Origin of the sequence: Dongia deserti (genome assembly GCF_003574735.1) — a bacterium.
GTDB classification, from domain to species: domain Bacteria; phylum Pseudomonadota; class Alphaproteobacteria; order Dongiales; family Dongiaceae; genus Dongia_A; species Dongia_A deserti.
The window spans coordinates 163,709-178,051 of sequence record NZ_QORW01000004.1 but is presented as its reverse complement, the minus strand read 5'-3'; the positions used below and the strand labels follow the sequence as shown (position 1 = coordinate 178,051).

Below are 14,343 nucleotides of genomic sequence, written 5' to 3'. Positions count from 1 at the left end.
ATAGAGTAATTGTGTTTTTTGACATCGATGGCAGACGAGTCTATATGCAATTGATATTACATGATAAATAGAAAAACCAGGGATCTTTGTTGGCGAAGCCGACAGGGCCGCTGCGACGCGCGCCGCAAATTCACACTGTAAAATACAATTGACTTACCGGGATGTCTGACCTAACTAGTCGGAAAAGGCGCATCGCGTGCGTCTTTCCACGATTCTGGGTGTGGAATTAGATGCGCAGTTTTCCACTGTTCCTGAAGCTCAAGGGCCGGCCGGTCCTGCTCGTCGGCGCTGGCAGCGCCGCGGCGGCCAAGCTGCGGCTGCTGGGCTCGGCCGGGGCGCGCGTCACCGTCAGCGCGGATCAACCTTCATCCGATCTGTTGGCAGCAATCGCCGATACCGGCGCACATCTGATCCAAGGCGCAGTCGCGCTTGCGGATCTCTCCGACGTTGATCTGGTGTTCGGCGCGACGGGTGATGAAGGCCAGGACCGCGCGGTTGCGGAGCTGGCGCATCGCGCAGGCAAGCTGCTCAATATCGTCGACCGGCCGGAGCTCAGCGACTTCACCATGCCGGCGATCGTCGATCGCGGCGATATCGTGGTTGCGGTGTCCACCCATGGCGCATCGCCGGTGCTTGCGCAGCGCGTGCGCGCGGCGATCGAGAGCGTGCTGCCGCCGGGCCTTGGGCGCCTGGCGCAGTTCGCACAGCGCTTCCGCTCCGCGATCCAGGGGCGCATTGGCAACACGTCGTCGCGCCGCCGCTTCTGGGATCAGGTGCTGGGCGGTCCGATCGCGGCTGCCGTTCTTGCCGGTGACGAGAAGCGCGCGACCCGCGACCTGATCCGCGCTGTCAACCGTGGTGAGCCGAAGGCCGAGACCGGCCGCGTGTCGCTGGTCGGGGCAGGGCCCGGCGATCCGGAATTGCTGACCCTGCGCGCGGCGAGGGCGCTGCGCGAGGCGGACGTCATCGTCTATGACAAACTGGTCGATCCTTCAGTGCTGGAATATGCGCGCCGCGACGCGCGCCGCATTTTCGTGGGCAAGAGCAAGGGCGATCACACACTGCCGCAGGCCGAGATCAACGCGCTGCTGATCGACGAGGCGAAGGCAGGCCGCCATGTCGTGCGCCTCAAAGGCGGCGATCCTTTCCTGTTCGGCCGCGGCGGCGAGGAACTGGATGCACTGGTGGCCGCCGGCATCTGCGTCGAGGTCGTGCCGGGCATCACCGCCGCAACCGGCTGCGCTGCCTATGCCGGTTTCCCGCTGACTCATCGCGACCACGCCTCGAGCGTCGTGTTCGTCAGTGGCCATTCCAAGGATGGAATTTCCGATCTCGATTGGCGCGCACTCGCCAATCCGCGTCAGACGATCGTGGTCTATATGGGCGTGAGCGCAGCGGGCGAGGTCGCTGGCAAGCTGATCGAAGCCGGATTGAGCGCAACGACACCGATCGCGATCGTGGAAAACGGCACGCGCTGGGATCAGCGCGTGATCAAGGGTGAATTGCGGGATGCTGCAGACCTGATCCGCCATCACGGCGTGGCCGGTCCAGCCTTGCTGGTGATCGGCGAGGTGACGCGCGCCGCGGAAGCGGGCCTGCGCGCCGAGCTCAGGGCCGCGGCGGAGTAGGGAAGAGATGGCTATGGCATCACAGATGATCACCGCGAACCGCCTGTTGGACGGTGCAGTGGTCTATTTCACCGCCGGCAAGAGCTGGTCGCCGAATTTCACCGACGGCGCGGTGTGGCCCGACAAGGAAAGCGCAGATGCCGCGCTGATCGAGAGCAAGGAATCGGTGAAGGCGCGCATCGTGGTCGAACCTTATCTGTTCGACGTCGCCGTGACCGAGGCGGGCCCGAAGCCGACCAGCGCGCGCGAGCGCATCCGCGCCGACCACAAGCCGACCTTCGAGCCGGACCAGGGCTCCTGGACCGGCCAGATTTCAGGTTGAGTGCACCATGTATCGTTATGACGAATTCGACGCCACCATCGTCCGGGAACGGGTTGAGCAGTTCCGCGGCCAGGTCACGCGTCGCCTCGCAGGCGAGCTGACGGAGGACCAGTTCCGTCCCCTGCGTCTGAAGAACGGGCTTTATCTGCAGTTGCACGCCTACATGCTGCGCATCGCAGTGCCGTACGGCGTGCTCAACTCGAAGCAGATGCGCAAGCTGGCCCACATCGCGCGGCGCTATGATCGCGGCTTCGGCCATTTCACCACGCGCCAGAACATCCAGTTCAACTGGCCGCAGCTTGGCGACGTGCCGGACATCCTGCAGCACCTGGCCGAGGTCGAGATGCATGCCATCCAGACCAGCGGCAACTGCATCCGCAACGTGACCGCCGACCAGTTCGCCGGCGTTGCCGCCGACGAGATCGAGGATCCGCGCATCTGGGCGGAGATCGTGCGGCAGTGGTCGACCTTCCATCCGGAGTTCTCCTACCTGCCGCGCAAGTTCAAGATCGCGGTGACCGGTGCACCCGACGACCGCGCCGCCGTGCGCGTGCACGATATCGGCCTGCGCATCGTGCAGAACGAGGCGGGTGAGACCGGGTTTGAAGTGTGGGTCGGTGGTGGCCTCGGCCGCACGCCGATCATCGGCGTTGCGATCCGCAAGTTCCTGCCCAAGGAGCACCTGCTCTCGTATCTCGAGGCGATCCTCCGCACCTACAACCTGCTCGGTCGGCGCGACAACATCTACAAGGCGCGCATCAAGATCCTGGTCCAGGCAACCGGCGGCGAGAAGTTCGGCCAGATGGTCGAGGAGGAGTGGGAGAAGATCAAGGACGGCCCGCTGCACCTGCCGCAGGCGGAGATCGATCGGATCCACCGCTACTTCGCGCCGCCGGCTTATGAGGCGCTGCCCGACGTCGACCCCGCCTTCGAGACGGCGAAGCTCGAGAACCCGGACTTCGCGCGCTGGGCCCGCGTAAACCTGGTGAAGCACAAGGTGCCGGGCTATGCCATCGTCAACGCCTCGCTGAAGCCGGAAGGCGGCGCACCGGGCGACGCGTCGGCCGACCAGATGGACCTGCTGGCAGACCTTGCCGACAAGTTCTCGTTGGGCGAAGTGCGCGTCACTCACCATCAGAACATCGTCTTCCCGAACGTGCGCAAGCGCGACCTCTTCGCGCTATGGCAGCGTCTCAAGTCGGCAAGGCTCGCTACCTCCAATCTCGGCTTCATCAGCGACATCATCGCCTGCCCGGGGCTGGATTACTGCAACCTCGCAAACGCGCGCTCGATCCCGGTCGCGCAGCGTCTCTCTCGGCACTTCAGCGACCCGCGCAAGCTGGACGAGATCGGCGATCTGCGCCTCAACATCTCCGGCTGCATCAATGCCTGCGGACACCATCATGTCGGCCACATCGGCATCCTGGGCGTCGACAAGCAGGGGCAGGAATTCTACCAGGTCACAGTCGGCGGCTCGTCCAAGGACGATGCCTCGCTCGGCAAGATCGTTGGCGCGGCGTTCTCGGAGGACGACATCGTTCCGGCGATCGACACCATCATCAATACCTATCTCGCCAATCGCACCGACCGCAGCGAGCGGTTCCTGGACTATGTCCGCCGCGCCGGCGTGGATCCCTTCAAGGAGGCACTCTATGGCCCTGCTCCAGCACGGCGCACTGCAGCCGAATAACTGGCGCTTCGTCGGCGACGATGCGGCGATCCCGGCCGAGGGGCCGGTGACCGTCAGCCTCAAGCGCTGGCAAGCGGAGAGCGAGGTCCTGCGGGGCCGCAACGCGCCGATCGGCGTGCGGTTGAAGAACGACGAACCGGCGCTTGCCCTCGGCGAGGACGTGCATCGTCTGTCGCTGATCGAGGTCGAGTTCCCGAAATTCACCGACGGGCGCGCGTTTTCGCAGGCGCGCATCCTGCGCGACAAGCTCGGCTACGAGGGTGAGCTGCGCGCTGTCGGCACCATCCTGCGCGACCAGTACCTGTTCATGACTCGCTGCGGCATCGATTCCGTGGAGCTGCCGGAGGGCAAGGCGATCGACGGCTATCTCGCCGCGCTCAAGGAATTCAGTGCCTGGTACCAGCCGGCGTCCGATGGACGCCCCACGGTGATGGAACTGCGCCATCCCGCCAACGCGAATGCGCGTCGCGGAGCCGCGCCGATCGTCACCGCGAGTGTGGCGGCGCATTCAGCCTAAGGCCCGCCCATACAGCACAGGCCACTCCGCTATCGGCTAGTCCGACGCAGCGAGCTGCCGTCGGACTCGATGGCTATGGCGCGCTTCCTGATCGGCAAGATCCTGGTGCGAGATCATCCCGACGGGCGCGCGAGCGGCCGGATCGTCGAGACCGAAGCCTATCCGCCCGGCGATGCCAGCAGCCATGCCTATCGCGGCGAGACGCCGGCCCGGCGCTCCATGTTCCTGCGGCCCGGTCACGGCTACGTCTACATGGCCTATGGCTCTTGCTACTGCTTCAACGTGAGCAGCGAGCCGGCGGGAGTCGGCGCTGGCATCCTCATTCGTGCGCTGGAGCCGCTGGAAGGAATCCCGTTGATGCAGCGTCGCCGCGGCACGGACAAGGTGCGTGACCTGGCGCGCGGGCCCGGCCGGCTGGCGACCGCGCTTGCGATCGGCCGGGAACTCGACGGCGTCGATCTCTGCGTCAAAGGTCCGTTGTGGCTCGCAACATCGTCGCTGCCGACTGGAGCGATCGACGAGAGCGTGCGGATCGGCATCAGCCGCGAAGCGCATCACTTGCGCCGTTTCTACGAGCGCGGCAACCCGTACGTCAGCGGCGCGCGACGAATCAACGCCCGTCGCTCCTGAACGCGAGCGCGAAGTCGACCAGCCAAGAGTCATTCCAATAGGCCTTGCCGAGATAGACACCGGGCGCGATCAGCCGAATCTCGTCGCGGATCCGCCGCGCCACGATCGATGTCCGGGAATAGTCGAGGACGATGCATTCCTTCTGATCGAGCAAGCTTGGCGCCCGGTAGACCGTGGCGGGAACACTGTCGATGCCGAACGGCAGGATACGGTTGCGTAACGTTCCGGTCTCCGCGTCGAACACCTTGCCTTTCCAGGCGAAAACTTTCACCAACCTGGCGATGCCTACGGTAAACTTGGTGCCGGGCGCCACAATCAGGGTACCCTCCACGAAACCATCCGGAATCGGTCCCGCCGCGTGCGCGCTGAATAAGGCATCCAGCTCGTCCTGCGACTTCGCCAGGAGCTGCTCGACCAACTCGCTCATCGTCGGCTCAACGGACTCGATCGCGTAGCGCTGCGAGACCACATCGCGGCGGGGGATTTGTCTGCGCTGTTCGTTGTCACACTTCCTCTCAGCTCCTCGTCAAAAGCCGATCAAAAATAGCGGTATTGGCGGTGTGCCTGTGACCGGGATCACACACGAAACAACTCCGTGATGATCCAATCATTGTCTGTCGCGTAAGTGTAACTATATCAAAACGCGTTTCGCGCGGAGGAGGACCCAATGCGCATATCCATGTTGATTACGGCAACTTGTCTATTGATCGTGGGCGCGGGCGTCGTCGTCGAACGTCACTCGCAGGCCATGACCATGCATATTGGCACGCAGCCCGAGGCGACGCGTGTGGCGGATGTTACGACCAACGGTATTCAGACCTGGACTCGCATGATGAAGTTGGGGGGCCTCGAGAATTTCGGCAAGGCTCCGCAAACTCTCTTCGTGCCGTCGGATGCCGCTTTCGAAACCTTGCCGACGGACGAGCTGAAGGAACTGCTGTCCCCCGGGACCAGTGAACGCCGTCGTGCCTTCCTGGCGCGGGGTGCAACCGATTCATTGCTGTCCCCGGATGACATCGCGGGCAAGCGGATCTCCGTCATCACGCTCGATGGCCGCCCCTTGACCATTGACGCGACGGGCGAAGAGCTGCTGGTCGGTGATGCGGAGGCGCTGGACGTGCGCCGGTTGCCGGACGGCAAGATGCTCTACGTCCTGGATCACGCGCTCGGGCGCTGATCCGAAGGCTGGCGCCGGCCGGGACGCTTCGGATAGAGTGACAGGCGGCCTTGAGCCGCCCTTCCGCGTTGGCGGGCAAGGGCGGGGTAGGGGCCGCCTTTCTTCACTGTCCTTCCGCAGCGCCGATCCATGAATGCCATTCCCGAACGCCCGATCGCCTTGCTCTCGCCCCTGGTGGAGGAGCGGGATGCGCTGTTTCATCGCCTGACGGATGTCGAAGCCCACGTGATCGGAACCCTGCCGGTCACCACCGGAAAGCTGGAAGGTCACAGTGTCGCCTTGGCGGAGAGCGGAGTCGGCAAGGTCGCATCCGCGGCGATCGCGACACTCATCGCCAAATCGTTCGACTGCCGCGCCATCGTGGTGTGCGGCGTCGCCGGCGGTATCGATCCGGCACTGGCGATCGGCGACGTGGTCATCGCGGATCGCCTCATTCAGCACGACTACGGCCATCTCACCAATCAGGGCATCCGCAACTTCCGCCCCGGCGTGCCGCCGATCGGCGAGGCGCGCGACCGCATCGCGTTCGATCTGTCGCCGGAGCTGCTGATGCGCATCGGTGGCGTGGTGAAGGACATCAAGCTGCCGCCCTTGCCGCCGGACCTTGGGGTCGAGACGGAGCGGCCGCCGCGCATTGCCTTCGGCCCAATTGTTAGCGGCGACCAGTTTATCAACAGCGAGGAGGTGCGCGAGCGCCTGCGCCGCGACCATGCCGCCCTGGCGGTGGAGATGGAAGGCGCCGCCGTCGCCCAGGCTACGGAGCTGATCGGCATTCCGTGCATCGTCATCCGCTCCTTGAGCGATCTCGCCGGCGCGGATAGCCATCTCGACTTCCCTAAGTTCCTGCGCGCAGTCGCGCCAGCGGCCGCCGAGGTCGTCACGCGTATCGTCTCGGTGCTGTAAGGATGCCGGAGGTGGGCGCAACCGTCGCGGCGCTGGTCATTGCGGTGGCTTTGGCTGCGTTCGCCAACTGGCAGATGCGACGCCCGTTCGAGCGGCGCTGGCTGCCGGTGGTGCCATGGCTGGGCGTTCAGTTCCTGGCGGTCGCCGTTGCCTTGATCATGCTCGCGCATCTGGTGTCGCTGCTGACCGGCCGTCCGTTCGGCCGCAACTACGCACCGTAGGGGGAGAGCGCCGTGCGCCAGGTCTCGATCTCGCGCGCGGCATCGGCGGCCTCGAACCGGATCGGCGCGGCGTGGCCCCAGACCGGCTTCGGCCAAGCTGGGTCATCCTTGAACCGCCCCAGCACGTGGATGTGGAGCTGTGGCACTACGTTGCCGAGGGCGCCGACGTTGATCTTGTCGGGGCGCTGCTGGTCCTTGAGCGCCTGGCTGGCCCAGGCGATCTCGTCCATCAGCCGCACCCGGTCGGCGGCGGACAGGTCGACGATCTCCCGTGCGTCGGTCAGCCGCGGCACCAGGATCAGCCATGGATAGGCGGCGTCGTTCATGCGCAGCAACCGGCTCAGCGGCCAGTCCGCCAGGAACAGGCCATCGGCCGCCAGCTGCGCATGTAAAGCGAATGTCGTCATGAGAAACTCTCTATTGCGCCGGGAACGGACGCTGGGCTATTTCCCGCCCCGAATCACGCGTGTCCAGCCTAGCCTCATGCATCACCCCGTCAATCCGAAGCGGCCGTTTCCGCTTGCTATCTTTTCGCTTGTGAGCCGTCTCCTTCACCCCTCGTGGGGCAGGGCTACCGCATATGAAAGGGTGAGCTGCAAAAAACGCTCCTTCCCCCGCAAGGAGGGGAAGGGATTTTTTGGCGGGCGCGCAGTCTGATGATCAGCGCGCTGCGCACGGTCTTTTCGCTCCTGCTGGGGGCCGGGTTGATGGCGCTGGGCGTCGGCCTGCTCGGCCTTTTGCTGCCGATCCGCATGAACCTGGAGGGGATCGAGCCGCAGGTCGCCGGCTACGTGATGTCGGCGTACTACGCCGGCTTCATGGGCGGCAGCTTCGTGGCGCAGCGGATCATTGGCCAGGTGGGCCACATCCGAGCCTTTGCCGCCTTCGCCGCCATCTTGACCGGGGCGATCATGATCCATGCGCTGGTCTTCAACATCCCGGTCTGGGGACTGATGCGGGCCGCCGTCGGGTTCTGCATGGCGGGTCTCTATGCGGTGATCGAAAGCTGGCTGAACGTCCGCAGCCCTAACGAGCTGCGCGGCCGGGTGCTGTCGATGTACACCCTGACCATCTACGTCTCCTCCGGCATCGGGCAGCTCGCCATCAACCTCGACGACACGGCGGGGCTCGAGCTCTTCTGCCTGGGCGCCCTGCTGACCTCCCTGTCCCTGGTGCCGGTGGTAATGACCCGGGTGGCCGGGCCGGAGCTGGGCAGCATCAAGACCATGAGCCTGGCCGGTCTCTATGACGCATCGCCGCTCGGCACGGTCGCCACGGCCGGGGCGGGGCTGATGAGCGGCTCGCTCTACGCCCTGGGGGCGGTCTACGGGACCCAGATCGGCCTGTCGGTATTCGAGAACTCGATCTTCATGGGGGCACCGATCATCGGCGGTTTCCTGCTGCAATGGCCGATAGGGCGACTGAGCGACAAATTCGACCGAAGGACGGTATTATTCGGCGTTCTGCTGTCAGCCGTTATCGCTGCAGTCCTGTTGGGGGCGTTCAGCCTCGCCCAGGGCAACTTCCTTCTACTCGCCACCGCCAACCTGCTGCTCGGCGGATTCCTGGCAACCATCTATCCGACCGCCGTCGCCCATGCCTTCGATTACATCGACAAGAGCCAGATGGTGGCCGCCAACAGCGGCATGCTGCTAGCCTGGGCAGTCGGCGCGACCGCCGGGCCGCTGGTCGCCTCGTCCTTTATGGCGATGGGGCCCTCGGGCTTGTTCGTATTTATCTCGAGTATCGCCATCATCCTGGCGATCTATACGCGCTGGCGCATGAGCCGCCGGGCCGCCAAGCCCGCGGAAGAGCAATCGAAATTCGTGCCGGTGCCGTCCACTTCGGCGATCGCCGGCGCCCTCGACCCGCGCGCCGACCCGCTGCCGGAGTTCTATTACGAGGACGAGGACCCGGGCGACCGGTAACAGCCCACCTCGGTAAAGGCCGGATTTTTTCGCCCAATCGATAAAATGAAATCGTGTCGCTAAGCGATTGTTAATCGACGACTGGCATCGTGTACATACCTTTGCACACCTTGACTGTTAAGCCGACCATCAGAGCCTTCCGTGTCCCGCACCGCACACACCCCTGACCAGACCAAGTTGCCGATCATCGTTCGGGTCGGCCTGTGCGGTCATCATCGGTGCGGCCATCATCAGCCCAAGCAGGGGCCCGCTCAGGCGGCCGCCGTGGCGAGGCGTGCAACAATGCGGAAAGCGGAGCGGCGCAGCAAACGCCGTAGCAGCCTGTGAGACGCACCGTGACACCAACCGTGTACGGAACGTGGCATGCTCGTGAGAAAAGCGTCGCGCCTGTTGCGATCGATAAAATTCTATCTAATCGAATCGCATGCAACGCGTTAGAATCACTTGCACAGGTTCGGCGCTTGTTGGGTAAGCGCGTCGTCGTGGGATGCGCGCGGGGGCTGGCGGAGCTCAGCGCAGCGGCGATGGCGTTTCGGGGACGCTCAGCGATTTCCGCAAGACCGAGTTCGGACACCTGCCATTGGTCGCGGCCGGCGGATGCGTTGGCTGCGGGAGAGTAACTGTTTTGTTCTGAGGTTAGTTGGTTATGAATCCGCGCCGCAAACCCATCTTCGCTCGTCACCGGAAAAGTGCCTCGCAGCCGCACTGGCTATGGGTTGCCCTCAGTCTTTGCGTGCTGATCGCCGTGACGCTGTTCGACGTCGGGCCCAACCATCATAGTTGGGGCACCACCACACCCGACCAGCTCTACAGCGACGCCGCCCCTCAAGTCCGGACGCAGCTCCAGGCTTCGAACTGAGGTTTGCGGCGCCATCATCCGGCGCTGGTCTCTCGTCTCTTTTCGTGTTCCGGCGAATCACTCACCGGACTCCCGCTGAAGATCGTAGCCAAAATCGACAAGGTCGATGAGGAATACTGGGATAGTGCGATCAAGCCGATGGTGCGCTCCCACCCCAATGTAGAGTTCATCGGGGAGGTCAATGACGATCAAAAGGCGGACTTCTTTGGCAATGCGCCGGCGCTGGTGTTCCCGGTTGACTGGCCCGAGCCTTTCGGTCTCGTCGTGATTGAAGCCATGGCCTGCGGCACGCCCGTGATCGCCTTCAGATGCGGTTCGATACCCGAGGTGATCGACGAGGGCGTCACCGGCATGATCGTCGAGACCATCGACGAGGCGGTGGAGGTGGCGAGCGGCTGGACGCAATCGATCGGGAAGGCGTTCGCGCGACCTTTGACCGGCGCTTTACCGTCGAGCGGATGGCCAGCCAGTATGTGGAGATATATGGCAGCTTGCCGGGCGTGCACATGAAGCTGGCGCGGCTGGAGTGGCCGCCGACCATGATCCCCAATTCCACCCAGTAGCGTGCGCGGCGCGCCAGGTATTGAACCCGAGAGAACGGCTCATATATTTAACGCCGCCCGCGCGGCGCCGTGCGGCCGCGCATTTTCATTGTCATCGCTTCGCTCATACCGAGGAGGTTATGCTGATGAAAATTGCCCAGATCGCCCCGTTGTGCGAAAGCGTACCGCCCAAGCTCTACGGGGGCACAGAACGGATTGTTTCCTATCTGACGGAAGAATTGGTGCGGCAGGGACACGATGTAACCCTGTTCGCCAGCGGCGATTCAATCACGGCCGCCAAGCTGATCCGCTGCTCGAAGACGGCACTTCGGCTCGATCCGACAGTCAAGGATCACTGGCCCTATCACATCATCATGATGGAGGAGGTCCGTCGACGCGCCGACGATTTCGACGTCCTGCATTTCCATCTTGATCTTGTCCATGCGCCCCTGGTGGGCGACTTCCTGGACCGGACGGTGACCACACTCCATGGCCGGTTGGACCTGCCGGATCTGAAGCCGTTCTACCGGACCTTCTCGGAACTGCCGCTGGTTTCCATCTCCCGCAACCAGCGGAAGCCAATGCCGCCGGTGAATTGGGTCGGAAACGTCTACCACGGTCTGCCGGGCGACCTGCTATCGTTCCACAAATACCCGGCGGATGGTGGCTACCTGGCTTTCCTGGGCCGGATCTCGCCGGAAAAGCGGCCGGACCGCGCGATCGAAATTGCGGCTCTTGCCGGCCTGCCGCTGAAAATCGCTGCCAAAGTCGACAAGGCGGACCAAGCCTACTGGGACGAGGTGATCGCGCCCATGATCCGCGCGCACCCCAATGTCGAGTATATCGGCGAGATCAGCGAGCGGGAGAAGTGCGCCTTCCTTGGCAACGCGCGGGGGCTGCTGTTCCCGATCGACTGGCCGGAGCCGTTCGGGCTCGTCATGATCGAGGCAATGGCCTGCGGAACGCCGGTGATCGCGTTCAAGTGCGGCTCGGTGCCGGAGGTTATTGACGATGGCGTGACCGGGTTCATTGTTAAGTCCCCGGACGAGGCCGTGGCCGCTGTGAAACGCCTGGGCGAAATTGATCGGGCAGCGGTGCGCGCAACCTTCGAACAGCGGTTTACAGTTGAGCGCATGGCGCGTGATTACCTGAATATCTATCGCAGGCTTCCGGGTGTGCGGACGGGGGCGGCTCGTTTGCGTCGCCTGAACGGCGAAGACATCGAACTCGGCGCGGTCGCCTAACGACCGCTGGGAGGTGGATGTGCAATCAGTACACGTCAGTCCCCCGCCACTGGCGGGGGACGCCGGCGCAGGAGTGATTTCGGCGCCGCAATTCTACATTCCGGCGACCACCTCCCTGCAGGAACGCCGGCCGAGAACCCTGAAGCACGGCGACATGTTTGCCGTGTTCGATCATCATGGCGATGCGATCGGCGGGCCAGGAAGCACGGATGGTATCTATTACCAGGACACGCGTTACCTGTCCTGGTTCCAGCTCAGGGTCAGTGGATTGCGGCCGCTGCTGCTCGGCTCCACGCTACGCGGCGACAATGCGACGCTGACCTGCGATCTCACCAACCCGGACATCGATGAGCCGGACAGTCCCCCGCTGGAACACGACCTCGTCCACCTCCGCCGATCCTGTTTCCTGTGGAACGCGACCTGCTATCAGCGCCTGTTGATCCGGAATTTCGACCTGGTGCCGCACGCGTTGCGCATCCAGTTCGTGTTCGCCGCCGATTTCGCCGACATCTTCGAAGCCCGCGGCACCCGGCGGGAACGGCGCGGGACCATACACGGGGTGCAGCTGGCGGGCAGGGTGGCGACCTTGGCCTATACCGGGCTGGACGGGCGAAGACGCCAGACCCAGCTCGTCTTCGACGCGCAGCCGACCCGCCTCACAGCCGATCAAGCCGACTTCACCGTCACCCTCAAGCCCCACGAGACCGCCAGCCTGTTCATCGAGATCCGCTGCGACCCTGACAACGCAGTCGATGGGGCGACCAGCGGTCGTTTCGTCACCGCCATGCGCGATGCACGCCGCGCCCTGCGCCGCTCGTCCGGACGCGCCGCTGCGGTTGCCACCTCCAACGACATCCTCAACGAAGCCCTCAGGCGCGCCGTGTCGGATCTGTACATGCTCATCACGGACACGGAGGAGGGGCCCTATCCCTATGCCGGGATCCCCTGGTTCAGCACGGTCTTCGGCCGGGATGCTTTGATTACCGCGTTCGAGACCTTGTGGTTTGATCCGGAGATCGCCCGCGGCGTGCTGCGCCACCTCGCGGCCAACCAGGCAACCACGATCGACCCGCAGGCCGACGCGGAGCCTGGCAAGATCCTGCACGAGGTCCGGCGCGGCGAGATGGCGGAACTGGGGGAGGTGCCGTTCCGCCGCTACTACGGCAGCATCGATTCAACACCACTCTTCGTGATGTTGGCCGGCGCCTATTTCGAGCGAACGTATGACCTGGCGACAGCGCAAGAGCTCTGGCCGAAGATCGAGGCGGCGCTGGAGTGGATGGACCAGCATGGCGACCGGGATGGCGACGGCTTCCTGGAATACGCCCGCCGTAACGACAAGGGGCTGATCAACCAGGGCTGGAAGGACAGCTACGATTCCGTATTCCATGCCGACGGCGCACTTGCGGTCGGGCCGATTGCCTTGGTGGAGGTGCAGGCATACGCGTATGGCGCCTTGAACGGCGCCGCGCGGATCGCGGCGGCGCTAGGGCATGCCGCGCGCGCCGTGATGCTGGAGAACAAAGCCCAGGCGCTGCAGCAGGCGCTCGACCGCTGCTTCTTCGATGAAGGGCTCGGTACCTATGTGCTGGCTTTGGATGGCGCCAAGAAGCCATGCCGCGTCCGCACCTCCAACGCCGGGCATGTGCTGTTCGCCGGCGCGGCGCTGCCGGAGCGCGCGACCAGCGTCGCAAAGGCGCTCATGGCCACGACCTCCTTCTCCGGCTGGGGAATCCGCACGGTGGATTTTCGTGAAACCCGTTACAACCCGATGAGCTATCACAACGGCTCGGTCTGGCCGCACGACAATGCACTGATCGCGGCCGGCCTTGCGCGGTACGGCCTCCGGCGCGAAGCGGCAGCGATCTTCGAAGGCCTGTTTGCCGCCTCGGTGCACATGGACTTGCGGCGGCTGCCGGAGCTGTTCTGCGGGTTTTCGCGCCAGCGCAACACCGCGCCGACGACATATCCGGTCGCCTGCGTGCCGCAGGCGTGGGCGACCGCGGCGCCGCTATCGCTCATCCAGTCGGTGCTGGGGCTGGGATTCGATTTCGAGCCGCCGCGCATCTCGTTCCATCAGCCGATGATGCCCGACTTCCTGGAAGAGATCGAACTGCGCAAGATCGCGCTCGGCGATGCCTTCGCCGACGTTGCCCTCCGCCGCAGCGGCAATGAGGCTGCGGTGCACCTGCTCAGCCGGCGCGGCAACATCCGTGTGCTGACCGCGGCCTAGCGCTGCGCCGTCGACGACTCTGCATTCAGCCCGTCGAGGATGGGGCATTCGGGGACTGTCTGGCCCGTGCATCGCGCGGCGAGGTCCGACAGAATGCGCTCGAGCCTTTTCAAGTCCCGGACCTTCTCGCGGATCGCCGCGATGTGACGCTGCGCGAGCGCCTCGACCTCGCCGCAGGTGAGGACATGGCCGCCGCCCAGGCCCAATAGCGTGCGCACCTCCTCCAGTGAAAATCCCAGCTCGCGGGCACGGCGAATGAAGACGAGCCGCTGCCGGTGCGCATCGCCATAGAGCCGATGACGCCCAGCACTGCGCGGCGGCGCGGGCAGAAGGCCGATGCGCTCGTAGTAGCGGATGGTCTCGATGTTCACACCGGAGCTCTCGGATAGGGCTCCGATCCCGATCGCGCCGGCTCGCAGTTTCGTGTTCGTTTGCACCATTGGATAAGG

At 64.4% G+C, this 14,343-nt stretch carries 15 protein-coding genes; 12 read left to right on the top strand and 3 right to left on the bottom strand.

What is annotated here, in order from left to right; translation table 11 throughout:
- Positions 1–230 precede the first annotated feature (230 nt).
- From cysG to DTX69_RS07755, 5 genes are read left to right on the top strand one after another with little or no spacing between them, the layout of a single operon-like run.
- On the top strand, positions 231–1,628 hold the full coding sequence (gene cysG / locus DTX69_RS07775; RefSeq protein WP_119300959.1) for a siroheme synthase CysG: 1,398 nt from the start codon (positions 231–233) through the stop codon (positions 1,626–1,628).
- Positions 1,629–1,635: 7 nt separating this feature from the next.
- Positions 1,636–1,950 carry a DUF2849 domain-containing protein gene (locus DTX69_RS07770; protein WP_119300958.1) on the top strand — a complete coding sequence of 105 codons (315 nt, stop codon included), beginning with the start codon at positions 1,636–1,638 and terminating at the stop codon, positions 1,948–1,950.
- Positions 1,951–1,957: 7 nt separating this feature from the next.
- Entirely contained in the window at positions 1,958–3,640 is a 1,683-nt protein-coding gene (locus DTX69_RS07765; RefSeq protein ID WP_119300957.1) for a nitrite/sulfite reductase, read from the top strand.
- Entirely contained in the window at positions 3,603–4,157 is a 555-nt protein-coding gene (locus DTX69_RS07760; RefSeq protein WP_119300956.1) for a DUF934 domain-containing protein, read from the top strand. Before DTX69_RS07765 ends, DTX69_RS07760 begins: the two co-directional genes overlap by 38 nt.
- A gap of 9 nt (positions 4,158–4,166) precedes the next feature.
- Positions 4,167–4,787 carry a DNA-3-methyladenine glycosylase gene (locus DTX69_RS07755; RefSeq protein ID WP_322090882.1) on the top strand — a complete coding sequence of 207 codons (621 nt, stop codon included), beginning with the start codon at positions 4,167–4,169 and terminating at the stop codon, positions 4,785–4,787.
- On the opposite strand, the gene DTX69_RS07750 is transcribed toward DTX69_RS07755, so the two are convergent.
- Positions 4,768–5,214 (bottom strand): hypothetical protein, encoded by a 447-nt coding sequence (locus DTX69_RS07750; RefSeq protein WP_119301152.1) that lies wholly within the window; start codon positions 5,212–5,214, stop codon positions 4,768–4,770. The two genes, DTX69_RS07755 and DTX69_RS07750, sit on opposite strands and share 20 nt — an antisense overlap.
- A gap of 240 nt (positions 5,215–5,454) precedes the next feature.
- Between DTX69_RS07750 and DTX69_RS07745 the strand changes: the two genes are divergently transcribed.
- From DTX69_RS07745 to DTX69_RS07735, 3 genes are all read left to right on the top strand, one after another.
- Complete coding sequence (locus DTX69_RS07745) at positions 5,455–5,964, top strand: fasciclin domain-containing protein (RefSeq protein WP_119300954.1); 510 nt, start codon at positions 5,455–5,457, stop codon at positions 5,962–5,964.
- 129 nt (positions 5,965–6,093) lie between these two features.
- Positions 6,094–6,867: a 5'-methylthioadenosine/adenosylhomocysteine nucleosidase gene (locus tag DTX69_RS07740; protein ID WP_119300953.1), complete on the top strand. Its 774-nt coding sequence runs from the start codon at positions 6,094–6,096 to the stop codon at positions 6,865–6,867.
- An 11-nt stretch (positions 6,868–6,878) separates the two neighbouring features.
- Positions 6,879–7,088, top strand: a complete 210-nt coding sequence (locus DTX69_RS07735) for a hypothetical protein (protein ID WP_162916875.1) — start codon at positions 6,879–6,881, stop codon at positions 7,086–7,088.
- On the opposite strand, the gene DTX69_RS07730 is transcribed toward DTX69_RS07735, so the two are convergent.
- Positions 7,076–7,495: an HIT domain-containing protein gene (locus DTX69_RS07730; RefSeq protein WP_119300951.1), complete on the bottom strand. Its 420-nt coding sequence runs from the start codon at positions 7,493–7,495 to the stop codon at positions 7,076–7,078. The genes DTX69_RS07735 and DTX69_RS07730 overlap by 13 nt on opposite strands.
- Before the next feature lie 249 nt (positions 7,496–7,744).
- On the opposite strand from DTX69_RS07730, the gene DTX69_RS07725 reads away from it, so the two are divergent.
- The 4 genes from DTX69_RS07725 (at position 7,745) to DTX69_RS07710 (ending at position 13,894) form a co-directional block, all read left to right on the top strand.
- A complete protein-coding gene (locus tag DTX69_RS07725; protein WP_119300950.1) occupies positions 7,745–9,016 on the top strand; it encodes an MFS transporter in 1,272 nt (423 codons plus the stop codon).
- 862 nt (positions 9,017–9,878) lie between these two features.
- Positions 9,879–10,385 carry a glycosyltransferase gene (locus DTX69_RS07720; RefSeq protein WP_284735617.1) on the top strand — a complete coding sequence of 169 codons (507 nt, stop codon included), beginning with the start codon at positions 9,879–9,881 and terminating at the stop codon, positions 10,383–10,385.
- 16 nt (positions 10,386–10,401) lie between these two features.
- Entirely contained in the window at positions 10,402–11,661 is a 1,260-nt protein-coding gene (locus DTX69_RS07715; RefSeq protein ID WP_456073057.1) for a glycosyltransferase family 4 protein, read from the top strand.
- Positions 11,662–11,680: 19 nt separating this feature from the next.
- A complete protein-coding gene (locus DTX69_RS07710; protein ID WP_284735616.1) occupies positions 11,681–13,894 on the top strand; it encodes an amylo-alpha-1,6-glucosidase in 2,214 nt (737 codons plus the stop codon).
- On the opposite strand, the gene DTX69_RS07705 is transcribed toward DTX69_RS07710, so the two are convergent.
- Positions 13,891–14,334, bottom strand: a complete 444-nt coding sequence (locus DTX69_RS07705) for a MerR family transcriptional regulator (protein WP_119300949.1) — start codon at positions 14,332–14,334, stop codon at positions 13,891–13,893. The genes DTX69_RS07710 and DTX69_RS07705 overlap by 4 nt on opposite strands.
- Between the last annotated feature and the right edge of the window lie 9 nt (positions 14,335–14,343).